Annotated in this window: 28 protein-coding genes; 18 read left to right on the top strand and 10 right to left on the bottom strand. The window is 62.1% G+C overall.

What is annotated here, in order from left to right; all coding sequences use genetic code 11:
• Window positions 1–40 precede the first annotated feature (40 nt).
• The 4 genes from serB to ACR1XV_RS09040 are packed head-to-tail and all read left to right on the top strand — an operon-like array spanning window position 41 to window position 2048.
• Window positions 41–919, top strand: a complete 879-nt coding sequence (serB, locus tag ACR1XV_RS09025; protein WP_480530436.1) for a phosphoserine phosphatase SerB — start codon at window positions 41–43, stop codon at window positions 917–919.
• 40 nt (window positions 920–959) lie between these two features.
• Entirely contained in the window at window positions 960–1289 is a 330-nt protein-coding gene (locus ACR1XV_RS09030; RefSeq protein WP_480530438.1) for an ArsR/SmtB family transcription factor, read from the top strand.
• Window positions 1277–1705, top strand: coding sequence for an SRPBCC family protein (locus tag ACR1XV_RS09035; RefSeq protein ID WP_480530440.1), 429 nt, complete (start codon window positions 1277–1279; stop codon window positions 1703–1705). Before ACR1XV_RS09030 ends, ACR1XV_RS09035 begins: the two co-directional genes overlap by 13 nt.
• Window positions 1706–1727: 22 nt before the next feature.
• Complete coding sequence (locus ACR1XV_RS09040) at window positions 1728–2048, top strand: YciI family protein (RefSeq protein ID WP_480519410.1); 321 nt, start codon at window positions 1728–1730, stop codon at window positions 2046–2048.
• A gap of 3 nt (window positions 2049–2051) precedes the next feature.
• Here the strand turns inward: ACR1XV_RS09040 and ACR1XV_RS09045 are convergent, their stop codons facing one another.
• Window positions 2052–3050 carry an asparaginase gene (locus ACR1XV_RS09045; RefSeq protein ID WP_480530442.1) on the bottom strand — a complete coding sequence of 333 codons (999 nt, stop codon included), beginning with the start codon at window positions 3048–3050 and terminating at the stop codon, window positions 2052–2054.
• Between the two features lie 177 nt (window positions 3051–3227).
• Between ACR1XV_RS09045 and ACR1XV_RS09050 the strand changes: the two genes are divergently transcribed.
• From ACR1XV_RS09050 to ACR1XV_RS09065, 4 genes are all read left to right on the top strand, one after another.
• Window positions 3228–3761: an invasion associated locus B family protein gene (locus ACR1XV_RS09050; protein WP_480530444.1), complete on the top strand. Its 534-nt coding sequence runs from the start codon at window positions 3228–3230 to the stop codon at window positions 3759–3761.
• Window positions 3762–3829: 68 nt separating this feature from the next.
• Complete coding sequence (locus ACR1XV_RS09055) at window positions 3830–4207, top strand: lysozyme inhibitor LprI family protein (RefSeq protein WP_480530446.1); 378 nt, start codon at window positions 3830–3832, stop codon at window positions 4205–4207.
• Window positions 4208–4287: 80 nt separating this feature from the next.
• Window positions 4288–5472 (top strand): dual-specificity RNA methyltransferase RlmN, encoded by a 1185-nt coding sequence (rlmN, locus tag ACR1XV_RS09060; protein ID WP_480530448.1) that lies wholly within the window; start codon window positions 4288–4290, stop codon window positions 5470–5472.
• Window positions 5473–5665: 193 nt separating this feature from the next.
• Complete coding sequence (locus ACR1XV_RS09065; protein WP_480530450.1) at window positions 5666–6292, top strand: cytochrome P460 family protein; 627 nt, start codon at window positions 5666–5668, stop codon at window positions 6290–6292.
• A gap of 3 nt (window positions 6293–6295) precedes the next feature.
• On the opposite strand, the gene ACR1XV_RS09070 is transcribed toward ACR1XV_RS09065, so the two are convergent.
• The 3 genes from ACR1XV_RS09070 to ACR1XV_RS09080 all read right to left on the bottom strand — a co-directional run bounded on the left by ACR1XV_RS09070 (window position 6296) and on the right by ACR1XV_RS09080 (window position 9267).
• Window positions 6296–7951, bottom strand: a complete 1656-nt coding sequence (locus tag ACR1XV_RS09070; protein ID WP_480530452.1) for a U32 family peptidase — start codon at window positions 7949–7951, stop codon at window positions 6296–6298.
• Between the two features lie 63 nt (window positions 7952–8014).
• Entirely contained in the window at window positions 8015–8353 is a 339-nt protein-coding gene (locus ACR1XV_RS09075; protein WP_480530454.1) for a hypothetical protein, read from the bottom strand.
• On the bottom strand, window positions 8350–9267 hold the full coding sequence (locus ACR1XV_RS09080; RefSeq protein ID WP_480530456.1) for a DnaJ C-terminal domain-containing protein: 918 nt from the start codon (window positions 9265–9267) through the stop codon (window positions 8350–8352). Before ACR1XV_RS09080 ends, ACR1XV_RS09075 begins: the two co-directional genes overlap by 4 nt.
• A 161-nt stretch (window positions 9268–9428) precedes the next feature.
• Here ACR1XV_RS09080 and ACR1XV_RS09085 point away from each other — a divergent pair, with 161 nt between their 5' ends.
• Window positions 9429–9818 (top strand): hypothetical protein, encoded by a 390-nt coding sequence (locus tag ACR1XV_RS09085; protein WP_480530458.1) that lies wholly within the window; start codon window positions 9429–9431, stop codon window positions 9816–9818.
• Here the strand turns inward: ACR1XV_RS09085 and ACR1XV_RS09090 are convergent.
• On the bottom strand, window positions 9813–10910 hold the full coding sequence (locus ACR1XV_RS09090) for a cystathionine gamma-lyase (protein ID WP_480530460.1): 1098 nt from the start codon (window positions 10908–10910) through the stop codon (window positions 9813–9815). The genes ACR1XV_RS09085 and ACR1XV_RS09090 overlap by 6 nt on opposite strands.
• Window positions 10911–10913: 3 nt before the next feature.
• On the bottom strand, window positions 10914–11756 hold the full coding sequence (locus ACR1XV_RS09095) for an LOG family protein (protein ID WP_480530462.1): 843 nt from the start codon (window positions 11754–11756) through the stop codon (window positions 10914–10916).
• 80 nt (window positions 11757–11836) lie between these two features.
• Between ACR1XV_RS09095 and ACR1XV_RS09100 the strand changes: the two genes are divergently transcribed.
• Together ACR1XV_RS09100 and dapD are read left to right on the top strand one after the other, a co-directional pair.
• A complete protein-coding gene (locus ACR1XV_RS09100) occupies window positions 11837–12748 on the top strand; it encodes a threonine/serine dehydratase (RefSeq protein WP_480530464.1) in 912 nt (303 codons plus the stop codon).
• Window positions 12749–12855: 107 nt separating this feature from the next.
• Window positions 12856–13683, top strand: a complete 828-nt coding sequence (gene dapD, locus ACR1XV_RS09105; RefSeq protein WP_480530466.1) for a 2,3,4,5-tetrahydropyridine-2,6-dicarboxylate N-succinyltransferase — start codon at window positions 12856–12858, stop codon at window positions 13681–13683.
• A gap of 51 nt (window positions 13684–13734) precedes the next feature.
• Here the strand turns inward: dapD and ACR1XV_RS09110 are convergent, their stop codons facing one another.
• A complete protein-coding gene (locus ACR1XV_RS09110) occupies window positions 13735–14070 on the bottom strand; it encodes a cupin domain-containing protein (protein WP_480530468.1) in 336 nt (111 codons plus the stop codon).
• A 99-nt stretch (window positions 14071–14169) separates the two neighbouring features.
• Between ACR1XV_RS09110 and ACR1XV_RS09115 the strand changes: the two genes are divergently transcribed.
• Window positions 14170–14514: a hypothetical protein gene (locus ACR1XV_RS09115; protein ID WP_480530470.1), complete on the top strand. Its 345-nt coding sequence runs from the start codon at window positions 14170–14172 to the stop codon at window positions 14512–14514.
• On the opposite strand, the gene ACR1XV_RS09120 is transcribed toward ACR1XV_RS09115, so the two are convergent.
• Entirely contained in the window at window positions 14511–15569 is a 1059-nt protein-coding gene (locus ACR1XV_RS09120) for a transporter substrate-binding domain-containing protein (RefSeq protein ID WP_480530472.1), read from the bottom strand. The genes ACR1XV_RS09115 and ACR1XV_RS09120 overlap by 4 nt on opposite strands.
• 207 nt (window positions 15570–15776) lie before the next feature.
• Here ACR1XV_RS09120 and dapE point away from each other — a divergent pair, with 207 nt between their 5' ends.
• The 4 genes from dapE to rnr are packed head-to-tail and all read left to right on the top strand — an operon-like array spanning window position 15777 to window position 20217.
• Window positions 15777–16916, top strand: a complete 1140-nt coding sequence (dapE, locus tag ACR1XV_RS09125) for a succinyl-diaminopimelate desuccinylase (protein WP_480530475.1) — start codon at window positions 15777–15779, stop codon at window positions 16914–16916.
• On the top strand, window positions 16913–17338 hold the full coding sequence (locus tag ACR1XV_RS09130) for a GNAT family N-acetyltransferase (protein ID WP_480530477.1): 426 nt from the start codon (window positions 16913–16915) through the stop codon (window positions 17336–17338). Before dapE ends, ACR1XV_RS09130 begins: the two co-directional genes overlap by 4 nt.
• Window positions 17335–17910: a TIGR04282 family arsenosugar biosynthesis glycosyltransferase gene (locus ACR1XV_RS09135; protein WP_480530479.1), complete on the top strand. Its 576-nt coding sequence runs from the start codon at window positions 17335–17337 to the stop codon at window positions 17908–17910. The genes ACR1XV_RS09130 and ACR1XV_RS09135 overlap by 4 nt, the downstream gene beginning before the upstream one ends.
• A 48-nt stretch (window positions 17911–17958) precedes the next feature.
• Window positions 17959–20217, top strand: a complete 2259-nt coding sequence (rnr, locus tag ACR1XV_RS09140) for a ribonuclease R (RefSeq protein WP_480530481.1) — start codon at window positions 17959–17961, stop codon at window positions 20215–20217.
• A gap of 10 nt (window positions 20218–20227) precedes the next feature.
• On the opposite strand, the gene ACR1XV_RS09145 is transcribed toward rnr, so the two are convergent.
• The gene (locus ACR1XV_RS09145; RefSeq protein WP_480530483.1) at window positions 20228–20626 is read right to left on the bottom strand and encodes a DUF1801 domain-containing protein; all 399 of its coding nucleotides are present in this window, start codon (window positions 20624–20626) and stop codon (window positions 20228–20230) included.
• Window positions 20623–21318 (bottom strand): glutathione S-transferase family protein, encoded by a 696-nt coding sequence (locus tag ACR1XV_RS09150; RefSeq protein ID WP_480530485.1) that lies wholly within the window; start codon window positions 21316–21318, stop codon window positions 20623–20625. Before ACR1XV_RS09150 ends, ACR1XV_RS09145 begins: the two co-directional genes overlap by 4 nt.
• 82 nt (window positions 21319–21400) lie before the next feature.
• Here ACR1XV_RS09150 and ACR1XV_RS09155 point away from each other — a divergent pair, with 82 nt between their 5' ends.
• Both ACR1XV_RS09155 and ACR1XV_RS09160 read left to right on the top strand, forming a co-directional pair.
• A complete protein-coding gene (locus ACR1XV_RS09155) occupies window positions 21401–22114 on the top strand; it encodes a helix-turn-helix transcriptional regulator (protein ID WP_480530487.1) in 714 nt (237 codons plus the stop codon).
• Between the two features lie 62 nt (window positions 22115–22176).
• Window positions 22177–23493 (top strand): lytic murein transglycosylase, encoded by a 1317-nt coding sequence (locus tag ACR1XV_RS09160; RefSeq protein ID WP_480530489.1) that lies wholly within the window; start codon window positions 22177–22179, stop codon window positions 23491–23493.
• Window positions 23494–23503 lie beyond the last annotated feature (10 nt).

The following is a 23503-nucleotide window of genomic DNA, read 5'->3' on the forward strand; positions in this document are numbered from 1 at the left end:
ACCTGCGATATCCCGCAGGTGAGCTTGCCGGAGATCGAAGATGTACGTTGCCACCCTGCTGACCAACCCGACCGCGCCGACTTTGGATCAGGCACTGGTCGATTCCCTGCGCAATGCGTGGGGCGGGGGCGATGGCACGTGGCTCAGCCCGGATGAGGCGGCGGAGTTTACGCTGCCGCACATGCCCGACAATCGCTGGGATGTCTGGGCCGATCTGCAACAGATGGGCGTCGATCTTGTCGTTCAGCAGGCTGAGGGGCGGCGTAAGAAAATGTTGCTGGCCGATATGGACAGCACGATGATCCAGCAGGAATGCATTGACGAACTGGCCGATGAGGCCGGTGTGGGCGACCGGGTCAAGGGCATCACCGCCCGCGCAATGAATGGTGAGCTGGATTTCGAAGGCGCGCTGACCGAACGGGTTGGCCTGCTGAAAGGGCTGGATGAAAGCGTGATTGGCAAAGTTCTGAACGACCGGATCACGCTGATGCCCGGCGGCAAGGCCTTGCTGGCGACGATGCGTGCAAACGGGGCCTATGCGGCGCTGGTTTCGGGCGGGTTCACCGCGTTTACCGCGCGCGTGGCCGAACAACTGGGCTTTGACGAGAACCGCGCCAATACGTTGCTGGTCGAAAACGGCAAACTGATCGGAGACGTGCAGCGCCCCATTCTGGGACGGCAGGCCAAGATCGAAGCGCTGGAGCAGATCTCCACCCGTCTAGGCATCGCTGAGGCGGACGTGATCGCCGTCGGCGACGGGGCCAATGATCTTGGGATGCTGGGCCGCGCGGGGACGGGGGTTGCGCTGCATGCCAAACCCTCGGTCGCGGCGGAATGCGATGTGCGGGTCAATCACGGGGACCTGACCGCGCTGCTGTATGTGCAGGGCTATGCGCGTTCTGAATTCGTCGATAGCTAACGGGCTTCCTTTAATTTAACATTCGTGTTAAATAATGGTCATGAACACGCTTCTGACCAGTTTTTCTGCCTTGTCCGACGCCACACGATTCTCGATCGTCGAGCAATTGATGGAGCACGGAGAGCTACCCGCCGGTGACCTGATCGAAGGGCGGGGCATGTCCGGTGCCGCGATCTCCCGCCATCTGAAAGTGCTGCGCGAGGCCGGGTTGGTGCAGCAGCGGGTAAAGGGTACGCAGCGGATCTATTCGATCCGGCCCGAGGGGCTGCGCGCGATTGCCGAATGGACCATTTCGAAACGGCAATTCTGGGAAAACAGCCTCGACCGCCTGAGCGAGATTATCGAAAGGGAGAATTCATGGCCGACCTGAAACTGGAACGGGATTTTCCCGTCACCCCCGAGGTGCTTTTTGCATGGATCAGCGATGGTGCGAAACTGTTGCAGTGGTGGGGGCCGGAAGGGTTGCATGTGCCGGAACATGATCTGGATTTCTCGCGCACGGGCCCGTGGTATTCGGTGATGCAGAATGGCGAAGGGCAGCAATTTAAGGTCTCGGGCCATGTGACCCATGTCGATCCGCCGCATTCGGTGGGATTCACATGGGGCTGGCACGACGATCAGGACAAGCGGGGGGCCGAAAGCCATGTGACTTTTTCGGTCGTGGCCACAGATACCGGATCGCGCCTGACGCTGGATCACCGCGAATTGGCGGATGCCGAGGCGGCGACTAACCATAATCAGGGCTGGACGTCTTCGCTGCGCAAGCTCGAAGCGCTGGCAAAATAGATTTTCAACAGGGAGGAGCGTTATGCCCCAATATTTGTTTGTCTATCACGGGGGCCACACCCCCACCGACCCCGCCGAGATCGAAGCGACCATGGCCGCCTGGGGCGCATGGTTTGGGTCCATGAGCGATGCGCTGGACATCCCCGGCAACCCGGTGGGCCAGTCTTACACGGTAAGCAGCACCGGTGTGGTCGATAATGGCGGCGCGAACCCGGCCTCGGGCTTTACTGTCATCAAGGCCGACAGTATCGAAGCCGCGACCGAGATGGCCAAGGGCTGCCCGATGGTCGTGAACGGCTCCGGCTCGGTCGAAGTGGCCGAGGTGCATGAGATCGAGATGTGAGCCTTAACCGGGAAACCCCGGTGCAGGCTTGATCACGCCGCATTCCAGCCCTCGGCGGCTGTATTGCGTGGCGTTCATGAATTTTTTGGTGGCCGGGTGATCGGCCTCCAAAACGCCAAGGCTGACCAGAAGGGCGGCGATGGCGCATTCGCTGGCGCGGGTGGTGCCGTCGGTGATCTTTAGCGCGATGCCCAGTTTTTTCTCAGGGATTATCGCGACGAATACCGCTTCGGCCCCGGTCTTGATGGCTGCACGTCCGTTCATGGCGCGCATCAACTCGGTGCAAGCACGGGTTTCGCCCGCGACCAGTTCGGGGTGTTTGATCATCGCCGCAGTCAATTGCTGCGCCGCATCGCTGGCCCGGTCGGACCGGTCCGCAGCGCTGGCGAACCATGCCATTGACCGCGCCAAACCCACCAGCGACGTCGCGAAATTCGGGGCCGAGCATCCGTCGATGCCGTAGGCCGGGCTGGTCTCGCCCGTGGTCTCTTCCAATGCGGTTAGGCAGGCCTGTTGCACCGGGTGGTCGATCTCCAGATATTCCGGTCCGGCCCCCATATGTTGTGCGACCGTCAGGAACCCGCAATGTTTGCCTGAACAATTGTTGTGAATCTGGCAAGGCGTGTCATCGGCCAGGATCAACCCGTCACGGGCGGCCATGTCCTGCGGCTCTTGCGGGCCGCAGCGCAGGTCAGGCTCGGCCAGACCGAGGTGATCCAGCCAAGCAGACACGCGGTCGGTGTGGATATGCGCGCCGCTATGCGAGGCGCAGGCCAGCGCCAGATGTTCAGATGTCAGACCGTATTTCGCGGCAGCGCCCGAGGTGATCAGCGGCAGCGCCTGTATCATCTTGGCCGAGGATCGGGGATAGATCACCGCATTCGGATCACCCCAGCTGCGCACGATCTGACCGCTGTCATCGCAGATCACCGCATGGCCCAGATGCAGGCTTTCCAGCAGCGGCCCGCGCCACAGTTCGGTCATTGCTACGGGTTGTGTCATGTCCACCTCCTGCGGGATGCGCAAAAATCTGCCAATCGCCCTTTCGCCTGTGGCGAAACCTGCGTTAGTGTGTGTATGTCGACAATCATCGGAAGACGCAACTTACAGACGAACCGGCAGAGTTCGCAAGCCATTCCGATGGGTATGAGGTATTGGTCGGGCTAGGAGGCTGGACAGATGGGATCAAAGCTCGTCCGCGTGATCGCGGGCCTGTGCGTGGCGGGGATGGCCACAACTGCAACCGCTCAGCAGGCGACCAGCACCAACCGCGTCGCGGCCAAGACCGACTGGAGCGTCTTCGTTGAGGAAGACCCGACCGAATGCTGGAGCGTCTCGGCCCCCAAGGAAACTGTGAATACGCGGGGCGGACGTGTGGTCTCGGTCCGGCGCAGCGACATCTTACTGTTCGTGTTCTATCGCCCCAATGCCGAGGTCAAAGGCCAGGTGACGTTCACCGGCGGCTATCCGTTTGCCGGAGGCTCGACCGTCAATCTGGTGGTGGATGGCAGCGAGTTCGAGCTGTTCACCGATGGCGAATGGGCCTGGCCCGCCACCGCCGCAGACGATGCCAAGATCGTCACCGCCATGAAGCGCGGCACCGAGGCGGTTCTGACCGCCCGTTCGGAACGCGGCACGCAGACCAAGGACACGTTCTCGCTGCTGGGCTTTACGGCGGCAATCGAAGACGCCGAGAAACGCTGCACCAACTGATCCCGTTTTCCGGACGCTGAGGCCGTTTCCTGTGGTAACCTTAACGGGTGATCCACAGGAGGTTCCAGATGCGCTATGCCGCCTTGCTTTGCCTTTGTCCTGCCATCGGTTTCGCTGATCCCACACTGGAATGCCCGGATGCCGGGTCTCAGGTGGAAATCGGGGCTTGCGTTGGGGATATGGAAGGCCGCGTAAACGCGGCTTTGGACGTGGCATATGGTTTTGCGGTGCAAGCGGCCACGCAATTGGACGATGTAACGGGCCGGCCCGTGGCGTTGCCCGCTATCGAAGCGTCGCAAGCCGCATGGATTGCCTATCGGGATGCCCATTGCGACGCGGTCGGGGCCATGTTCGGCGGAGGCTCAGGCACGGGGATCGGCATTACGGCTTGCCGCGTTGATCTGGGCCGTGCCCGGGTAGATGAATTGCTGCGATTTGGCACCTGACCCTGACGATTCCTTTTGATCTTTCGCAGCAGTCCTATATAGAGGCGCATCCCAAGCCAGAATCCACTCGAGATAACCCCATGTCGCCCAAAGCGCCGATCACTCAAGACGTCATGACCATCCCCCGCAAGCTGCCCGAGGGGAAGGTGAACCTTGTTGGCCTGACCCGCGACCAACTGCGCGCGACGCTGATCGAACATGGTACGCCCGAGAAACAGGCGAAGATGCGCACGGGTCAGATCTGGCAATGGATCTACCAATGGGGTGTCCGTGATTTTGCCGAGATGACCAACCTTGCCAAAGCCTATCGCGCGCAACTGGCCGAGCAATTCGTGATCGAAATCCCCGAGGTCGTGACCCGTCAGGTGTCCGAAGATGGCACCCGCAAATACCTTTGCCGCATTGCGGGCGGGCATGAGGTCGAGGTGGTCTATATCCCCGAGGAAGATCGCGGCACGCTGTGTATCTCGTCTCAGGTCGGATGCACGCTGACCTGTTCCTTCTGCCATACCGGTACGCAGAAACTGGTGCGCAACCTGACGGCAGCCGAGATCGTCGGGCAGGTGATGATGGCCCGCGACGATCTTGAAGAATGGCCCGTGCCCGGCGCGCCCAAAGATGAAACCCGCCTGCTGTCGAACATCGTTCTGATGGGCATGGGCGAGCCGCTCTATAATTTCGAAAACGTCCGCGACGCGATGAAGATCGCCATGGACCCCGAGGGGATTTCCCTGTCGCGCCGCCGGATTACGCTCTCGACCAGCGGTGTGGTCCCCGAGATTGCGCGCACGGCTGAGGAAATCGGCTGCCTGCTGGCGATCTCGTTCCATGCGACGACCGACGAAACCCGCGATGTGCTGGTGCCGATCAACAAGCGCTGGAACATTGAGGAACTGCTGGCCGCTCTGGCCAGCTATCCCAACGCGTCGAACTCGGAACGGATCACGTTTGAATACGTGATGCTGGACGGTGTGAATGACAGTGACGAAGACGCGCATCGTCTGATCGACCATATCAAGCGCCACGACATTCCGGCCAAGATCAACCTGATCCCGTTCAACGAATGGCCCGGCGCGCCGTACAAGCGTAGCTCGAACAACCGTATCCGGGCTTTTGCGAACATCATCTATCAGGCGGGCTATGCCTCACCCATCCGCAAGACGCGGGGTGAGGATATCATGGCGGCTTGCGGTCAGTTGAAATCGGCCACCGAACGTGCTCGGAAATCGCGCAAGCAGATTGAATCCGAGGCCGGGCTGGGCTGAACATTCAGAATTAATGTGAACATTCCGCGCTGATTTGGTATGATTGTTCCCGTACTGGCGGGGATGGAAGCTCACCAATACGCACAAGACGGTGAGCCTGTGAACCGGCTCATAGCAAGTTATTTCAAGCGCCCTATCCTTTATTTCAGGGAATGATGGGGGCGTTCGGGCGAAACCGTTTATCGGATGGGCCATGAAAATGATTGGAACACAAAACTATCTTGTCGGCGCAGTATTCTGTGCGCTGGCCGCAGGCGCTTTGGCGCAGACCACGGATCAAGAGGCGCATCTGGCGATCGAAAATCCGGCTGAATTGTCCAAGGATGAGGCGCGGGACCATTACCGCGGGCTGACCCGGCGCATGGCGCGTGGCTATGCGGCGGCGCAGCTGGATATCCTGCGCAACTATCAGAACTGGCCTCTGTTCAACGATGCGCCCTATATCTCGGCCACGCACGGCCAGCGCTATGTGAACAGCTATGCCAACCGGATGGCGCATAACTATGCCACGCTGGCCGAGGGCGAGGTGCTGCCTCCGGGCTCGGTCCTGGCTAAGGACAGTATGACGGTGACGGACGAAGGCAACATCCACCCCGGCGCGCTGTTCGTGATGGAGAAACTGGCCGTCGGAACCAGCCCCGAGACCGCCGATTGGCGCTATATCATGGTAATGCCGGACGGGTCGCTGTTCGGCGATACGATGGGGTTTCGCGCCGGGGCGGTGGCGTATTGCCATGACTGTCACGAGGCCGTGGCGGACCGGGATTACACCTTTTACGTGCCCGAAGACTACATCGCCGAAGAGTATCGCACCGACTGATCCTCAGATTGCGTCAGGCAGTTTCAATGCAGCTGCTTCGCTGCGGCTGAGTTGTTCGCCTTGTTTGCGTTTCGACAGTACGTCGCGGGCCAGTGCGTATTTTTCATCCTGCCAGAAGATCAGACATCCGTTGCAGCCCTTGCCACAGCAGCCTTCGGTGCCGATGCGATTGGTTTTGAAGCGGCGTTCATTTCCGTCCTCACCGATCTTTTCCACCAGCGCGTCGCGGCGGCGCGCATAGGCCTTGGGGTTGTCGCGGCCCGAGGTTTCAAGCCCCTGCACCAGCTTGTCAAAGCGGATGCGGCTCCAATGTTCGTCGGTCAGCGCGCGCTCCTTGCGCAAGACCGAATAGACGGGGAAGCGGGCGCGCAGGTCATCCGGATCTTCGTGATCGAACAGGGTGAAGGGCAGGCGGATCACGGTCTTGGTGCTGCCATGCACCGCCTCCAGCCGCGCACCGTCATGGGCCCGTTCAAAGTCATAGACCCGCAGCAGAACCGTTTCGCGTGAAATTGGTGAGACGAAATCCAGCACATCGCCCGGTTCCAGCTTGTTCTTCACTTCGACCAGAAAGGCGTCCTTAGTCACCTCGGTGACGATCCCGGCATATTCCCATTGCGCGATGGCGGCGGTGTGTTCGTAGTCATGCGCATAATTGGTCAGCCGCCCTTCGTGGAACGCCAGTGTATAGCCGCGATTTCCGACGGTTTCGAGTTCGCGCATGTAAGGCTTGGGGTCCCAGTTCTCGGGGTCCGCATGATAATCGTCGATGGCCATCCGATAGGCGCGCGCGACGATGGCAGCGTAATACTCCGACTTGCCGCGCCCTTCGACCTTGAGGCTATCGACGCCGATCTTCAGATACTCATCCAGCTTGGGCATGATGCACAGATCACGCGAGTTGAGGATATAAGAGCCGCGATCATCCTCTTCGATGGGCATCAGATCACCCGGGCGGCAGCCCTCTTCCAGAAGGAATTCGAACAGGTCGGCGTTTTCTTCGGTGATGCGTAATTCCTGATGGGTGCCGTCCTTGAGGCGCAGCTTTAGCCCATAGTTCCAGCGGCAGGAATTGGCGCAGTTGCCTTGGTTCGCCCCACGCTCGGCCATGAAATTCGACAGCAGGCAACGGCCCGAATAGGTCATGCACATGGCGCCGTGCACAAACGCCTCAAGCTTGATATCGGGGCATTTCTCTCGAATTTCGACCAGTTCGGGATAGGACACCTCGCGCGCCAGAACCACCAGCTCGGCCCCCTGATCCTGCCAGAATTTCACAGACAGCCACGAACAGATATTGGCCTGGGTCGAGATATGCAGCGGCAGTTCCGGTGCGCGTTCGCGGACATATTGGAACACACCGGGGTCGGCGATGATCAGGCCATCGGGTTTCACCTTGCGGACGGTATCGATGTACTCGTCCAGTTTCGGAATGTCCTTGTTGTGCGAAAACAGGTTCAGCGTCAGATAGGCGCGCCGCCCATGGCTGTGGCAGAATTCGACCCCTTCGATCACTTCTTCCAGCGAGAACTCGGATTTCGTGCGCAGCGACATATCGGGCGTGCCCAGATAGACCGCGTCCGCCCCATAGAGGATGGCGAGTTTCAACTTGCGCAGATTGCCCGCAGGCATCAGCAATTCGGATCGGGACTGGGACATGGGACTACCGGGCATTGGATCAAGCGCGCCTTCTACGCCAAATCCCGCGCCGCCAAAACCCCGTTATCTGCGACGGAACCGCGCTGTGCCGATGACCTCGATTAGTTGTTTGCGCACCGGTTCCGGTTGGGCCTCGACCGCGTTCAACACCTCGCGCAATTCGGCGCGCAGCCCATGCATCTGGTCGATGAGGGAGATCATCATCGACAACGCATCGGCCTCCATATCGTATTGGTCATGCAACTCGCAGGCCAGTTCAAGGCGGGCGACGTCGATCCTTTGATACACCAGCCCATCGTCTGACTGTTCGGGGATCACGATCTCGGCGGCCAGATATTCGGTCAACCTATCCGAGGTCAGGCGGGTGACGGCGTCGATCAGTTGTTTCTCGGTCAGGGTCATGAGCGCATTCCTTTCCGCGGATCATAGCGGTGAGTCTCGCGCCACGTCTCCATGAACTGTTTCAGGTCGTCATCGATCTTGTCGGGTAGGGTGATAGTCAGTTCGATCAACTGGTCCCCCCGTTCGGATGAGCCGCGTTTCTTGACCCCTTTGCCCCGCAGACGCAGGGTTTTGCCGCTGCTTGTGCCCGCCGGGACGGTGACGTTGACGCCGCCGTCGATGGTGGGCGCGGGGACCTTACCGCCCAGCACGGCCTCGTCAATCGTGATCGGCAGCGTGATGTAGATGTCGTCGCCCCGCCGATCAAAGACCGGATGGTTCGCCACTGAGACAGTGACCAGTGCGTCCCCCGGAGGACCCTCGCCATAGCCTGGAGCGCCTTTGCCCCGCAACCGGATCGTCTGACCGTCGGTGATCCCTGCGGGGATTTTGACCTCGATCCGGTCGCCATCAGGCATGGTCAGCTTTTGGCTGGCCCCGAAAACCGCATCCAGAAAGCTGATCTGCAGGGAGTAGTTCATGTTGTGGCCGGGCGCGTGGAATTCATGGCTGCGCTGGCCATAGCCACCGCGTCCGCGCATGAACTCGGCAAAGATGTCGGACATATCGTCCGGGTCTGCCTGCCGCCCGCGATAGGGGTTTCCGGCGGCCTCGGCATAGTCGCGATAATATTGCTGCTGCGGGCGTTCCTGACCCGAGGCGTCGATCTCTCCCCTGTCATACTGCGCCCGCTTCTCAGGGTCTTTCAGCAGATCATAGGCCGCGGCTGCGGCTTTGAACTTCGCTTCGGCCTCAGCATCGCCCGGTTTCAGGTCCGGGTGGCACTCCTTGGCGATGCGCCGATAGGCTTTCTTGATCTCGGCCTCGCTGGCGTCTTTGGCGACGCCGAGGATGGTATAGGGATCGTCGCTCATCTCACCTCTCGCGGATGGGGGAAGGGCTTATCCTGATGAAGGTATTTTATCATGCGATTTCAACAGGTCAAAAAGAAGAGACCGCTGAAATGCCTCGCAAAATCCGCGGGCCCTGCTAATATCAGGATGTTTGAGAGTGTTCATTGACGGAGAGTGTTTTCATGACGCGCAGACTCAAGTCGGTTCTGGCCCTGCTGGCCGGGAATGCCATCGGGTTGTTGCTGGCGGCTTTGCTGCTGTCGGAATTTGCGATCCGTCCGATCTCGTTCATCGTGGTGGTGATCGTGTTCACCCTTGTGCAGGTTGTGGCTGAGCCACTGATCCTGAAGCTGGGGGAGAAACGCGCGCCGTCGATCAAGGGCGGGATTGCGTTGATCGTGACCTTTGTGGGCCTGCTGGTCACCGATCTGGTGACGTCTGGGCTGACCATTGGTGGTGTCTCGAACCTGCTGGCGGCAACGCTGCTGGTCTGGCTGGGTGCGTTGATCGCCAGCGTGGTGCTGCCGATCTATGTGTTCACCGAACTACGTGAGCCCCGGAAGAAATCATAACGCGTTCAGGCTGGCCTCGATCGACTGCCACAGTTCGTCGACCGGCTCACATCCAACCGACAGGCGGATGAAAGCGGGGTCGACATCGTCGCCCCAGCGCGCACGACGCTCAGCCGAGCTGTGGACGCCGCCGAACGAGGTGGCGGGGCGCAGCAGGGGGCAGGTGTTGATGAACGCCTCGGCCTTGTCTTCGCTGTCCAGCGTCAGGGATAGCAGGAACCCGAACTGCTCGGTCTGCGCCTGTGCGAGTGCGTGCGAGGGGTCGCCCGGCAGGCCGGGATAGCGCACTTGCTTGACGGCGGGATGTGCCGCGAGCCGCTCCGCCATTACCTGCGCCGAGGCGCACATACGGTCGAACCGCACGTCCAGTGTTTCCAGCCCGCGATGCAGCAGCCATGCCTCATGCGGGCCGGGGATCGCGCCCGAGACCTTTCGCCATTCCTCGACCCGTTCCATGATCTGCCCGCTGCGGCTGGCGACATGGCCCATCAGCATGTCCGAATGCCCGCCCATCGCCTTGGTGTCCGAGGACACCACTACGTCGATGCCCAGATCAAGCGGGCGTTGGCCCAAGGGTGTCATCGTGGTGTTGTCGGCAATCGTCACGCCTCCGGCGGTGCGTACCTGCTCTGTCACGGCGCGCAGGTCTATCATGTCCAGACCGGGGTTCGAGGGGCTTTCGACAAAGACCACATCAAACCCGTCAAATCCGCCTTGGGTGAAGGCGGTGGTGGGGCGTTCCTCGACCTCAACACCCAGACGCGACAGGAAACGATCAGCCAGCAGGCGCGTGACATAGTAGCCATCCGAGGGGATCAACAGCCGCGACCCGGCCTGCACCGTTGCAAACAACGCTGCCGAGATTGCCGCCATGCCTGAGGGGAAGCTGAGGCAGGGTGCGTCTTCGAGATGGGACAGCACATGCTCAAGCTGCACCCATGTCGGATTGTCGACCCGGCCGTAGGTGGCGTGCCCATCCGGCGCGCCGGGCAGGTGATACATGCTGCTTTGCGTCAGTGGCAGCGCCACCGGTTCGCCCTTGTCCAGAGCGTTCCCGCGCAGATGCAACATCTCTCCGATCTTGGGGGCCATTGCTCAGCGCCCCGGAATTTCGTCGCGGGGGGGGGCGGGTTCCCAGTTCTCGATGATCTCGACCGCCTCTTGCGCGGTATCGACAAAACGGAACAGGTCGAGGTCTTCTTCGGAAATCGTTCCAGCGTCTGCCAGCGCTTCCCAGTTGATGACCTTTTCCCAGAATTCGCGGCCAAACAGCAGGAAGGGCACGCGCTCCATCCGGCCGGTCTGGATCAGGGTGAGGGATTCGAACAGCTCGTCCATGGTGCCGAAGCCACCGGGAAAGATGGTGATGGCGCGGGCGCGCATCAGGAAATGCATCTTGCGGATTGCGAAATAGTGGAAGTTGAAGCTGAGATCGGGCGTCACGTAGAGGTTCGGCGCCTGCTCATGTGGCAGAACGATGTTCAGGCCGATGGAACAGCCACCCGCGTCTTGTGCGCCACGGTTTCCGGCCTCCATCACGCCGGGGCCGCCGCCGGTGACGATGACGTTTTCGCGGCAGCCGGTCTCGTTCGACTTTTCGGTCATCAGCCGGGCGAACTCGCGCGCCTCGTCGTAATATTGCGACAGCCCTGCGAGCGTTTCTGTCCGCGCGGTGTGTTTCTGCGATGGCTCAGGGATGCGCGCGCCGCCGAACATAACGATGGTCGAGTTGATCTGGCGTTCGCTCATGATCATCTCAGGCTTCAGCAGCTCCAGCTGCAGGCGTACCGGGCGCAACTCGTCCCGGCACAGGAAATCGTCATCGGCGAAGGCTAGGCGATAGGCCGGGGAACGGGTCTGCGGCGTGTCCGGAACCTCGCTGGCGGTCGAACGGTCGGTCTGCGCGTCGCGGAAGGGGCTGAGGCGGTCTTCTCTCATGGGTGATCGATCCCTGCTTGCGTGTTTTCCAAACAGCTATAGGGTTCGCGGGCAGAGTGCCAGTCACGGAAAGACAAGTAATGGATTGGAAGAGTGAAATATCCGCTGCGCGGGATCGCATCGCCGGTTATGCGCAGGTGACGCCGGTGATGGAAAGCAACCTGCCGGGCTATCCGGTCGAGATGAAGCTGGAGCACATGCAGCACACGGGCAGCTTCAAGGCGCGCGGGGCGTTCAATACGTTGCTCAGTTCGGACGTGCGCGAGGCCGGGGTCGTGGCGGCCTCCGGCGGCAACCACGGGGCAGCGGCGGCATTTGCGGCGAAGGCGCTGGGCTATCCGGCCAAGATATTCGTTCCGGAGCTGGCGGGGCCATCCAAGATCGCTCTGATCGAGCAAACCGGTGCAGATCTGAGCGTCGTGCCCGGTGAATACGCCAATGCGCTGATGGGCGCGCAGGCGCATGAGGCCGAGACCGGCGCGATGCAGATCCACGCCTATGACGCGCCCGCCACCGTGGCCGGGCAAGGCACCTGTTTTGCCGAATGGGACGCGCAGGGCCTGCAGGCCGACACCGTTCTGGTCGCCGTGGGTGGCGGCGGCCTGATCGCCGGGGCGCTGGCGTGGTTTCAGGGTACGCGCAAGGTTGTGGCGGTCGAGCCTGAAACCTCATGCGCCCTGAACGCGGCGCTGCGGGCCGGAGAGCCTGTGGATGTTGCCGTCTCGGGCATAGCCGCAAACGCGCTGGGCGCGCGGCGGATCGGGTCGATCTGTTTCGAACTGGCGCAGGGCATGGCATCGGTTCTGGTGCCGGACGCCGCTATTGCCGAGGCGCAGGAACGTTTGTGGCGGGCGCATCGCATTCTGGTCGAGCCCGCCGGTGCGGCAGCCTTGGCCGCGTTGTTGTCGGGCGCGTATCAGCCCGAACCGGACGAGCGTGTGGCGGTGCTGATCTGCGGCGGCAACATCTCGCCCGACCCGTTTGGCGGCTAACGCGCACCTGTCAGCCGCAAACCGTGTGTTCTGCGTCGCATTGCGGCCAGTTCTGCGCGCGCTTATACGCAAGACCAACGTGAACAGATTCTTCAGGGAGCCCTCATATGTCCAACGCGCAGCTGGAAGCCGCCATCGAAGCCGCCTGGGAGGCGCGCGACACCATCACCCCCGCCACCACCGGCGAAACCCGGGAGGCAATCGAGGATACGCTGAACGCCTTGGACAGCGGCTCGCTGCGGGTGGCCGAGAAGCTGGACAGCGGCGATTGGCACGTCAACCAGTGGGCCAAAAAGGCGGTTCTGCTGGGCTTTCGCATCAAGGATATGGAAATTCAGAACGGCGGCCCGCAGGCCGGTGGCTGGTGGGATAAGGTGGACAGCAAGTTCGCCGGTTGGGGCGAAAACCAATGGCGCGCGGCTGGGTTCCGTGCCGTACCGAACTGCGTCGTCCGTAAATCGGCCTTTATTGCACCGGGTGTGGTGCTGATGCCATCTTTCGTGAACCTCGGGGCCTATGTGGACGAGGGCACCATGGTCGACACCTGGGCCACCGTCGGATCCTGCGCGCAAATCGGTAAAAACGTGCACCTGTCGGGCGGCGTCGGTATCGGCGGCGTGCTGGAACCGATGCAGGCAGGCCCCACCATCATCGAAGATAACTGCTTTATCGGTGCTCGGTCCGAGGTGGTCGAGGGTTGCATCGTCCGCGAAGGCTCGGTCCTGGGGATGGGTGTGTTCATCGGCAAATCCACCAAGATTGTCGACCGCGAAACCGGCGAGGTCACCTATGGCGAGGTCCCGCCCTATTCGGTGGTCGTCGCGGGCTCGATGCCATCGAAGAACAACATCAGCCTCTATTGCGCCGTGATCGTGAAGCGGGTGGACGAGAAGACCCGGTCCAAGACCGGGATCAACGAACTGCTGCGCGACTAAGGCGACAGCATCCGAATGCGGGGCCGCAGCCATACGCTGCGGCCTTTTTTGTCAGCTTTTGACCGGGTAGCGGTCGGGTTCCTCGAACACGTCGATCACCCGCGACCCGGCCTTGATCTTGCCACCATGTTCGACCCCCGACGGGATCGTATAGCTGTCGCCGGGGCCATAGGTTTTGGTCTCGTCCCCGATGGTTAGTTCGATCTCGCCCTCGACCACCGTGCCCCATTGCGCCTTGTGCGAATGCATGGGCAGCTCAAAGTCCTGCAGGAAGGTAAAGAACGCCACCAGACCCGCATCCGAGCGGATGACGGCGGTTTGCACCACGTCTTCGGGAAAGGGGACGTCAAGGCTGGGAAAGTCAGTGATGAAATCTGGATAGGTCATATGGCACCTTTGCTCGTTCGCGGCGCGGCCACTATGACGATCGGCGGACGTCCGTGCAATTGCTTGACCGGGCACGGGCGCACGGTTATGGCCCGGGCCATGGAAAAACAAAAGAAACCCTCGCGCCAGCAGGTCTATACGCTGCTGGTTCAGATCGGTCGCAAGGATGGCGATGGCCTGCCCGAAGGGGCGACCGGGGCAGCACTGATGTGTTTCGCCAGCGGCGTGGACGAGGCCGAGGCGGTGCGCGAAACGGTGGCGATCCTGAAACAGGCCGACACCGCGCCGCTGGATGTCACCGGCTATGGCACTTTGGCCGAGCGCGAGGCGCAGGGCCATGAGATTGATCCGGACGAGCGCGCCCTGATGCAGCGCGCGCTGGACGAGAACGCCGTCATCGTCGCGCAAATGACCCCGTTTTTCGAGGATGAGGCCCCGGCCTAATTACGGCTGCCGAACCACTTGCGGTAAATTTCGTCATACGTGCCGTCCTCGCGCAGGGACAGCAGCGCCTGATTGACCTCTTCAACCAAAGGCGAGCCGGTCGGAAAGGCGATGCCGTAGTTCTCGCGCATGAAGATCCCACCGGTCATCGAGGCGATCCTGCGTCCGTCATGGTTGGCGAAGTAGGACAGGATGGGCGCGTCGAACACCACCGCATCCAGTTCCTTGCTCCGGAAGGCGTCCAGCACCTCCTGCAGTCCGGCATAGCCGGTAAAGTCGATCTCGCGCCGGTTCAGAAAGCTGGCCGCGGTTGAGCCGTCGATGGTGCCCACCTGTTTGCCGTAGAGGTCATTGACCGAATTCACGTTGCCGGTGATGGCATCCACCGTCATGACCGAGGTGATGCGCGCGGTAAAAACCGACACGATGAACAGCGAAGACACCACCAGCACCACGCCCAGCAGGCGGCCAAAGGGGGTGCGCGGCATCCGTTCCTCGAACCCGCCATTGACCACAAGGTTCAGCGCCCACCAGAACGAGGGGAACCAGGCCTCGTTCAGTTTGCGGTCGAAATAGGGCTGCGCCCGGCGCTCGAACCCCCACATCAGCATCCCGCCGCCCAGCAGGATGGCAAAGGCCAGCCCGATGGCGATGAACAACTCTCGTGACAGTAGCGCCTGCAGCAGCGACGGGCTGCGCGCCGCGTCCGAGGGGACCATGATCTGCAGCCCCGCTTCAAAGATCGGCTGGCTGAAATCCATCTGCGTCTCGCGCGCCGCCGTGATCGAGATATTGGCGATTGCCAGATCGGCGCTGCCATCCTGCACCGCACCCAGCATCTCGCCGAAGGTTTCGACGCGGTTGATGTCGTAGTCCCAGCCCAGCGACTCGGCCAGCGCGGCGAGAAGATCCATCGAGAATCCGGTCTGTGCCCCGTCTTCAACAGACGAAAACGGGGGGCGGGTCACCGTAGTAACCGTCAGGGTCTGGGCCTGGCTCTGCTGCGCGAAGACGGCGAAGGTCAGGCAGATCAATGCGAAGAGGCTGCGGGTCATGGGTCTGCACCTGTTTCGCGGCCCCATATCGCAATTTATCACAGTGCGGCAAGATGATCGCCGGGTCAGGCCGCATGTTTTGTTGGGGTGTCAAACCGAGATAACGGCCCGTTTGACCCGGAATTTTGCCGCTCCGGGGTTGGCAATCCGGTCAATTCGTTGAATCTGTGCGGGAACACCGGCACCCCCAGCCATGAAAGGCCCGCCATGACCGACCCTATCCAGCTGACCGCAGACCTGATCCGTTGCCCATCGGTCACACCCGAGGAAGGCGGCGCTCTGCTGTTGCTGGACCGTGTGCTGTCCAAGGCGGGGTTCGAGTGCACCCGCGTGGATCGCGGCGGCATCAGCAATCTGTTTGCGCGTTGGGGCGGGAAGGGGCACGCGCGCAGCTTTGGTTTCAATGGCCACACGGATGTTGTTCCGGTGGGCGATACGGCGGCGTGGACGCGCCCGCCCTTCGGGGCCGAAATCCACGAGGGCGTGCTGTACGGGCGCGGGGCGACCGACATGAAATCGGGCGTAGCGGCCTTTGCCGCAGCCGCCATTGATTTCGTGCGCGACACGCCGCCCGACGGAGCGGTCATCCTGACCATCACCGGAGACGAGGAAGGCGATGCGCTGGATGGCACAACCGCTCTGCTGGATCATATGGAGCAGACGGGCGAGCAGATGTCTGTCTGTCTGGTGGGTGAACCCACCTGTCCCGAGCGCATGGGCGAGATGATCAAGATCGGACGGCGCGGATCAATGACGGCTTGGTTTACAGTGACGGGTGTGCAGGGGCATTCGGCCTATCCACATCGGGCCAAAAACCCGCTGCCGGCGATGGCGCGGCTGATGGATCGGCTGGCCAGTCATGAACTGGATCAGGGGACGGCGCATTTCGATGCCTCGACACTGGCCGTGGTGACCATCGACACCGGTAATGCGGCGACCAATGTCATCCCGGCCCAATGCAGCGGTGCGGTGAACATCCGGTTCAACGACCTGCATTCGGGGGCCAGCCTCAGTGACTGGCTGAGATCCGAGGCTGCACAGGTGGCCGAGACCTTTGGTGTTACGGTCGATACCCGCATCAAAATTTCGGGCGAGAGCTTTCTGACGCCGCCCGGCCCGCTGTCGGATCTGGTGGCCCGCGCGGTCGAGGCGGAAACCGGCCTTCAGCCCGAACTGTCCACAACAGGCGGCACCTCGGATGCGCGGTTCATCAAGGCGCATTGCCCGGTCGTCGAATTCGGTCTCGTGGGCCGTACCATGCATCAGGTCGATGAATGCGTCGAGGTTGACCACATTCATCAGCTCAAGGCGGTCTATACCCGCATCCTGCAGGAGTATTTCCGATGACAGCCACCGTTGAGATCACCCGCGACCACGACACCTGCTATGCCCTGCGGCATGAGGTATTCGTGCTGGAACAGAATGTGCCTATCGCTGAGGAACGCGACGCGCTGGACGAGACGGCGACGCATCTTCTGGCGCATCTCGACGGGGCTGCGGTTGGCACGGCGCGGGTAGTGTTTCTGAACGACACCGCCAAGATCGGCCGGGTGTGCGTCCGGCAGGTGGCACGGGGCACCGGGCTGGGCGTTGCGCTGATCCACAAGGCCGTCGAGGTCGCCCGGACGCAGGGCGGCATCCGCACCGTCAAGCTGGGCGCGCAGGTCGATGCGATCGGGTTCTACGAAAAGCTGGGCTTTACCGCCTATGGCCCGGTCTATGATGACGCCGGGATCGATCACCGCGACATGGCGCTGGATCTGGGGTGAGGCGCACCCTTGTCATCATGGTCAAGGAACCGCGCCCGGGGCGGGTCAAGACCCGGCTGGGCCGCGATATCGGTATGGTCGGTGCGGCTTGGTGGTTTCGGCATCAGACGCGCGGGCTGATCCGCCGGTTGCGTGACCCACGCTGGCAGATCGTGCTGGCGGTTTCGCCGGATCGCGAAGGGTTGAGCAGCCGTGTCTGGCCTGCCGACCTGCCGCGCTCGCCGCAGGGGCGTGGCGATCTGGGCGACCGGATGGGGCGGATGCTGCGGCAAGCCCCGCGCGGGCCGGTTTGCCTGATCGGGGCCGATATTCCGGGCATCACCCGCGGGCATGTTGCGGGGGCATTTGATGCTCTGGGCCAAGCACAGATGGTGTTTGGCCCCGCGCCCGATGGCGGCTATTGGCTGGTCGGCGCGCAACGGTACGGCGCGCTGCCTCGGGGCCTGTTCAGCAACGTGCGATGGTCGACCGAATATGCGCTGGCGGACACGCTGGCCTCGGTGCCCGGCCTTCGGGTGGCGCTGCTGGATCATCTGCGCGATGTGGACACGGTGGCCGATCTGAACCCCTGAACGCTTTTTGGTCATGACGCCGTCGCAGACCCGTGCTAGGCCGAAGATATGACTCGCATCCCCTCGAAGCAGGAGGTCCTCGACTGGATCTCGGCGAACCCCACCCTGACCTCGAAACGTGATATCGCCAAGGCTTTTGGCATCAAGGGCGCAGATCGGATCGATCTGAAGCGTATCTTGCGAGAGCTTGAGGCCGAGGGTCATCTGGAAAAGCGCAAACGCAGCTATAGTGACCCGGACAGGCTGCCGCCGGTCAGCGTGCTGCAGGTGAAGGCTCCGAACACCGATGGTGATCTGTTTGCTCGCCCGCTGGAATGGCATGGCGAGGGGATCGAGCCCATCGTGCTGCTGATCACCCGTGCCAGCGACCCGGCGTTGGGTGAGGGCGACCGGATTCTGGCCCGCCTGACCGTGGTGCATGAGGAAGACCACAATTACGAGGCCCGCCTGATCCGCCGCATCGGCACCAACCCGCGCAAGATCGTCGGCATCTTCCGCAAAGGGGCCGAAGGCGGGCGGATCGTGCCCATCGACAAGGCGGGCCAAAACGAATGGCTGGTGCCCGAAGGGGCTTTGCTGGGTGCCAAGGATGGCGAACTTGTCGAGGCCGAACAGGCCGGACCCAAGAACCGTATGGGCCTGCCCCGCGCGCGGATTGTCGAACGGCTGGGCGACCCCACCGCGCCCAAGGCGGTCTCGCTGATCGCGATCCATCAGCATGGTATTCCCGACGATTTTCCTGACAAGGTGGTCGATGAGGCCGATAAGGCCAAACCCGTCGGCCTGAAGGGCCGCGAGGACTTGCGGGACATGCCGCTGTTGACCATCGACCCCTCGGACGCGCGGGATCATGACGACGCGTGCCATGCCCATGCCGATGATGACCCCAAGAACCCCGGCGGCCATGTGATCTGGGTCGCTATTGCCGATGTCGCCGCCTATGTGCAGCCCGGCACCGCGCTGGACCGCGAGGCGCGCAAGCGGGGCAATTCCAGCTATTTCCCGGACCGTGTTGTGCCGATGCTGCCGGATCGTCTGTCGGGTGATCTGTGTTCCCTGCACGAAGGCGTCCCGCGCGCCTGTATCGCTGTTCGGATGCAGATCGACGCGGATGGCAACAAGATCGGCCATCGCTTTGTGCGCGGTCTGATGCGCTCGGCCGCATCGCTGCATTATGTTGAGGTGCAGGAAGCCATCGACGGTATGCCCAACGACCGCACCGCGCCACTGTTGGAGACGGTCTTGAGGCCGCTCTATGCCGCCTATGCCGCGCTGAAAAAGGCGCGGGCCGAGCGGCAGCCGCTGGAATTGGACCTGCCCGAGCGCCAGATTGTGCTCAGCGACAAGGGTGAAGTGACCAGCGTCGCGTTCCGCGACCGGCTGGATGCGCATAAGCTGATCGAGGAATTCATGATCCTCGCCAATGTGGCCGCCGCCGAGACGCTGATCGCCAAACGCCGCCCGCTGCTGTTCCGGGTCCACGAAGAACCCGCGCCCGAAAAGCTGGAGAGCCTGCGGGAAACCGCTCAGGCCGCAGGGTTGAATCTTGCCAAGGCGCAGGTGCTGCAAACCCGCCACCTGAACGCGCTGCTGAACGCTGCCGCAGGGACGGAAGATGCGGAGCTGATCAATCTCACGACGTTACGCTCGATGGCACAGGCCTATTACAACCCCGAGAATTTCGGTCATTTCGGGCTGGCGCTGCGGAATTACGCGCATTTCACCTCTCCCATTCGCCGCTATGCCGACTTGATCGTGCATCGGTCGCTGATTTCGGCCCATGGCTGGGGCAAAGACGGGCTGACCGAAGATGAAATCGGACGGCTGGAGGAAACGGCGACCCATATCTCGGACACCGAGCGACGGTCTATGATGGCGGAGCGGGATACGACAGATCGCTATCTGGCGGCCTATCTGAGCGAACGGGTGGGCAATGAGTTCTCAGGCCGCATCAGCGGCATCGCCCGGTTTGGAGCCTTCGTGAAAATGGATGAAACCGGCGCGGATGGGCTGGTACCGGTGCGTTCCCTAGGGCGTGAATTCTTCCATTTCGACCGCGAGGCCGGGACGTTGATGGGGTCGGACACCGGCCTGATCATCGCCATCGGTCAGCGTGTCACCGTGCGGCTGACTGCGGCGACGCCTGTGACTGGCGGGTTGGAGCTGGAATTGCTGTCGATTGACGATCAGGCTCTGCCGCGCGGGCGAGGTCCTGCGAAACGGGCAACGCGGCGCAAGGCAGCCAGCAACAAGCGCAAGAAAGACAAGATCAAGCGCAAGGTCGAACGCAAACGCCGTCAAAGGTGATGCGTCTTTCTCAGGCGTTCCCCTTAACGCGATAGGTTAACGCCCGCGCAATCAACCAGCCATGACGCGTTGCGTCGATTTGTGCGGGGTCGTCAAACAACACCGCCCGATTGCCATCGATCCGGTCCTCTCCGGGAAAGGCCGAGGTGAGCTCGCCCATCAACCGGCTCTGGCAATGCACGAACAGCGCAAAAGGTGCCGCCTTATGCCCGCCCAGCCGGATGGTGGATCCCTTGGGGGCCAGATAGGCGGGCTGGCCCCAGCGCAACGCCTCTTGCAACGGCTGAGCGCGGGGCAGGGCCGATGCGGTCTCAAAAATCAGTGCGCGCAGGGCCAAAGCACCGGCGCGAGTGTTTTCCGGTAGCGCGTCAAAGGCGGCGGCCACTTTGGGGTCGTCAAAGGGCGTCATAGGGGGATCGCCCGCTCCATCCGGTCTACGTAACTGTCCAGCAGCTTATCCTGTTTGATCCGGCGGGTCAGCGGAGTATCCGCAGGCGTCGCGCGCATTGCTGCCAGCATGGGGCCGACGCTCATATCGGCCGAGGTCGGCGCATCGCCCAGCAGATAGGGGGATTGCCACAGATAGGCCGAGATCGCTTCAAGATCACGCTCCAGCCTGTCTTGCCGTTCGGCCGGTGAAAACCGCGACACACCCTGAAAGGATAGCCCTCTGAGCACCGATTTGCGGATCGAATTGGCCACAGGTTTGCGGATCAGCGCCGGGATCGTGGTGAAGAACGTATCGCGCAGGATCGGCCAGATCTCGTCATTGGCCCAACGGTCCTGAACGATGTGGAAATAGAGATGCTCCTCGGCCAGACGGATCAGCGCGCGCGATTGCGCCTTCTGTGCGTCGTTCAAACCGGTATCGAATTCGGCCCCCTGCGCCTCTAACCAGTCGCGGATCAGGTCGCTGTCGGGGACCAGACGTTCGGGCGTGCGCAGGACCGGCAGCTTCTGATGCGGCATTTTTCGGGGGTCCAGCATGTCGGACCGCTGCCAGCGCTGCCCTGCGCTTTGCAGCATCAGCGCGGTCTTGACGCAGAAGGGGCTGGCACTGAACTGGCCAAAGGCAGAGGGGAAGGTAAGTAGGGTCAGCATGGTGGACTCCGTCATTGACATGACAAGAGGATAGGGTGGCCTGATGACAGAAATCGTCATCAGGTTTAGGGTAACTTCCATCATGTCCCGCACCGCCCGCCTGTTCCAACTGATGCAATCGCTGCGCTCTGGACCGTCGCCCCGAACGTCGGTTCAACTGGCGCAGGATCTGGATGTGTCGCCGCGGACTATTCATCGCGATATCGATGCTTTGCGCGCCTTGGGCGCGGTGATCGACGGAGAGGCCGGGTTCGGCTTTACCCTGATCGAAGACGCCACGTTGCCTCCGCTGGGCTTTACCAATGACGAACTGGAAGCGCTGGTTCTGGGTCTGCGCGAGGTGCAGCTGATCGGTGACCCAGCCCTGTCGGACGCGGCCAGCGCGGCGTTGCGCAAGCTGCAGGGACGATTGCCACAGCGGCAGTCGCACCGGCTGAGCCATGCGGTGCTGACCGCGACGCGCTTTGACCGGCCCGCAACGCCCACGATCAAGGTCGCCGATCTGCGGCAGGCTGCGTGGGATGAGCGTGCGGTCGAGTTTGCATATACAGATGCCAAAGGTGCAGCCACCCGCCGTCGGGTCAATCCGCTGAGCATTGTCTACATGGATCGCGCCAGCGTTCTGATCAGCTGGTGCCATCTGCGGCGTGATTTTCGGGTCTTCCGGCTGGACCGGATGCACGAGATGACCGTCACCGATCACAGCTTTCGCCCCAACCGCGTGCCTCTGCTGCGGGATGCCATTGCGCGTATTCGCGCCGAACACGACGCACAGGATCAGACGGCGCAGCGCTGAGCGCTTTGTGAAATCGCCAAACTGCGCTATCCTGAACCCGAGCAGTAATCAGGAAAAACGGAATGCATAAATGCGCAAGCGGCGTCATGACCGCTGCATTATGGGCATCCATAGTGCAGGCGGATGTAGCGGACAAATCCATACGGCCTCTGGCCCGGCCTCAGGTCGAGAACGTGCAACTGGCTTCGGCAGATGTGACGGTGTCGATCCGGCCGGTTGTGCGGCCCGACCTAAAGGTGCGTCCCGTGTCGGCTGAGGGCAATGCACGCTTTCAGGCATGGTTGGGTGCGTTCCGCGAACGGGCCCTGGCTCAGGGTATCTCGGCGGCCACGCTGGATCAGGCGCTTGCGGGCCTGCGCTATGACAAGGATGTTATCGGGCGCGACCGCAATCAGGCCGAGTTCTCCAAACCGATCTGGGAGTATCTGGATTCCGCCGTCTCGGACATGCGCGTCGCAAATGGTCGCGCGGGGCTGCAGCGGCACCAGGAGACGCTGACCCGGATCGAGGCGCAATATGGCGTCGAAAAAGAAGTCATCGTCGCGATCTGGGGGCTCGAAACCTCGTTCGGGTCCTTCCGGGGCAGCAACCAGACGATCCGCTCGCTTGCGACGCTGGCCTTTGATGCGCGGCGGGCATCGTTTTTTGAGACGCAGCTGATCGCGGCCCTGCGGATCGTGCAGGCCGGGGATGTGGCCGCTGAAGGCATGATGGGCAGCTGGGCCGGGGCGATGGGGCATACGCAGTTTATGCCGACCTCGTTTCTGGATCATGCGGTGGATTTCGATGGCGACGGGCGGCGCGATATCTGGTCGGATGACCCCACCGACGCGCTGGCCTCGGCGGCGGCTTATCTGGCGCGGCATGGCTGGACAAAGGGTCAGCCCTGGGCGGTCGAGGTGACCTTGCCCGAAGGGTTCGACTACGCCACCGCGCGGCGGGATCATCTGCGGTTGCCCTCGGAATGGGCCGCGCACGGGGTGGTGGCGCATACTGGTCGGGCGATTCCGGATCACGGCCCGGCTGCGATCCTGCTGCCCGCGGGCGGGCGGGGCGTTGCGTTGATGATCTTCGAGAATTTCCGCGTGATCGAGGCCTATAACGGGGCCGACGCCTATGTGATCGGGATCGGCCACCTGTCGGATCGCCTTGCCGGAAGCGGGCCATTTCAGGCCGGTTGGCCGCGCGGCGACCGGATCCTCAGCTTCACCGAGCGCAAAGAGTTGCAGCAACGCCTCACCAATGCCGGATTTGACACGCAGGGCATCGACGGGCGCACCGGTCCAAACACGGTCAACGCGGTGCGGGCTTATCAGGTGGCGCAGGGGCTGGTGCCGGACGGTTATCCATCCCTGATGCTGCTTGAACGGATGCGCTGACCAGTGGCGC

It is taken from the genome of Ruegeria sp. AD2(2025), from assembly GCF_056542385.1.

What these genes read in the sequence shown, in the direction of transcription:
- ACR1XV_RS09065 (WP_480530450.1), top strand. Translation starts at nt 5,666, where the DNA reads ATGAAAATGATTGGAACACAAAACTATCTTGTCGGCGCAGTATTCTGT.
- ACR1XV_RS09100 (WP_480530464.1), top strand. Translation starts at nt 11,837, where the DNA reads ATGGATTGGAAGAGTGAAATATCCGCTGCGCGGGATCGCATCGCCGGT.
- ACR1XV_RS09040 (WP_480519410.1), top strand. Translation starts at nt 1,728, where the DNA reads ATGCCCCAATATTTGTTTGTCTATCACGGGGGCCACACCCCCACCGAC.
- ACR1XV_RS09030 (WP_480530438.1), top strand. Translation starts at nt 960, where the DNA reads ATGAACACGCTTCTGACCAGTTTTTCTGCCTTGTCCGACGCCACACGA.
- ACR1XV_RS09130 (WP_480530477.1), top strand. Translation starts at nt 16,913, where the DNA reads ATGACAGCCACCGTTGAGATCACCCGCGACCACGACACCTGCTATGCC.
- ACR1XV_RS09160 (WP_480530489.1), top strand. Translation starts at nt 22,177, where the DNA reads ATGCATAAATGCGCAAGCGGCGTCATGACCGCTGCATTATGGGCATCC.
- ACR1XV_RS09045 (WP_480530442.1), bottom strand. Translation starts at nt 3,050, where the DNA reads ATGACACAACCCGTAGCAATGACCGAACTGTGGCGCGGGCCGCTGCTG.
- serB (WP_480530436.1), top strand. Translation starts at nt 41, where the DNA reads ATGTACGTTGCCACCCTGCTGACCAACCCGACCGCGCCGACTTTGGAT.
- rnr (WP_480530481.1), top strand. Translation starts at nt 17,959, where the DNA reads ATGACTCGCATCCCCTCGAAGCAGGAGGTCCTCGACTGGATCTCGGCG.
- ACR1XV_RS09035 (WP_480530440.1), top strand. Translation starts at nt 1,277, where the DNA reads ATGGCCGACCTGAAACTGGAACGGGATTTTCCCGTCACCCCCGAGGTG.
- ACR1XV_RS09115 (WP_480530470.1), top strand. Translation starts at nt 14,170, where the DNA reads ATGGAAAAACAAAAGAAACCCTCGCGCCAGCAGGTCTATACGCTGCTG.
- dapD (WP_480530466.1), top strand. Translation starts at nt 12,856, where the DNA reads ATGTCCAACGCGCAGCTGGAAGCCGCCATCGAAGCCGCCTGGGAGGCG.
- ACR1XV_RS09110 (WP_480530468.1), bottom strand. Translation starts at nt 14,070, where the DNA reads ATGACCTATCCAGATTTCATCACTGACTTTCCCAGCCTTGACGTCCCC.
- ACR1XV_RS09055 (WP_480530446.1), top strand. Translation starts at nt 3,830, where the DNA reads ATGCGCTATGCCGCCTTGCTTTGCCTTTGTCCTGCCATCGGTTTCGCT.
- ACR1XV_RS09050 (WP_480530444.1), top strand. Translation starts at nt 3,228, where the DNA reads ATGGGATCAAAGCTCGTCCGCGTGATCGCGGGCCTGTGCGTGGCGGGG.
- ACR1XV_RS09155 (WP_480530487.1), top strand. Translation starts at nt 21,401, where the DNA reads ATGTCCCGCACCGCCCGCCTGTTCCAACTGATGCAATCGCTGCGCTCT.
- dapE (WP_480530475.1), top strand. Translation starts at nt 15,777, where the DNA reads ATGACCGACCCTATCCAGCTGACCGCAGACCTGATCCGTTGCCCATCG.
- ACR1XV_RS09085 (WP_480530458.1), top strand. Translation starts at nt 9,429, where the DNA reads ATGACGCGCAGACTCAAGTCGGTTCTGGCCCTGCTGGCCGGGAATGCC.
- ACR1XV_RS09095 (WP_480530462.1), bottom strand. Translation starts at nt 11,756, where the DNA reads ATGAGAGAAGACCGCCTCAGCCCCTTCCGCGACGCGCAGACCGACCGT.
- ACR1XV_RS09090 (WP_480530460.1), bottom strand. Translation starts at nt 10,910, where the DNA reads ATGGCCCCCAAGATCGGAGAGATGTTGCATCTGCGCGGGAACGCTCTG.
- ACR1XV_RS09150 (WP_480530485.1), bottom strand. Translation starts at nt 21,318, where the DNA reads ATGCTGACCCTACTTACCTTCCCCTCTGCCTTTGGCCAGTTCAGTGCC.
- ACR1XV_RS09120 (WP_480530472.1), bottom strand. Translation starts at nt 15,569, where the DNA reads ATGACCCGCAGCCTCTTCGCATTGATCTGCCTGACCTTCGCCGTCTTC.
- ACR1XV_RS09075 (WP_480530454.1), bottom strand. Translation starts at nt 8,353, where the DNA reads ATGACCCTGACCGAGAAACAACTGATCGACGCCGTCACCCGCCTGACC.
- rlmN (WP_480530448.1), top strand. Translation starts at nt 4,288, where the DNA reads ATGTCGCCCAAAGCGCCGATCACTCAAGACGTCATGACCATCCCCCGC.
- ACR1XV_RS09145 (WP_480530483.1), bottom strand. Translation starts at nt 20,626, where the DNA reads ATGACGCCCTTTGACGACCCCAAAGTGGCCGCCGCCTTTGACGCGCTA.
- ACR1XV_RS09070 (WP_480530452.1), bottom strand. Translation starts at nt 7,951, where the DNA reads ATGTCCCAGTCCCGATCCGAATTGCTGATGCCTGCGGGCAATCTGCGC.
- ACR1XV_RS09080 (WP_480530456.1), bottom strand. Translation starts at nt 9,267, where the DNA reads ATGAGCGACGATCCCTATACCATCCTCGGCGTCGCCAAAGACGCCAGC.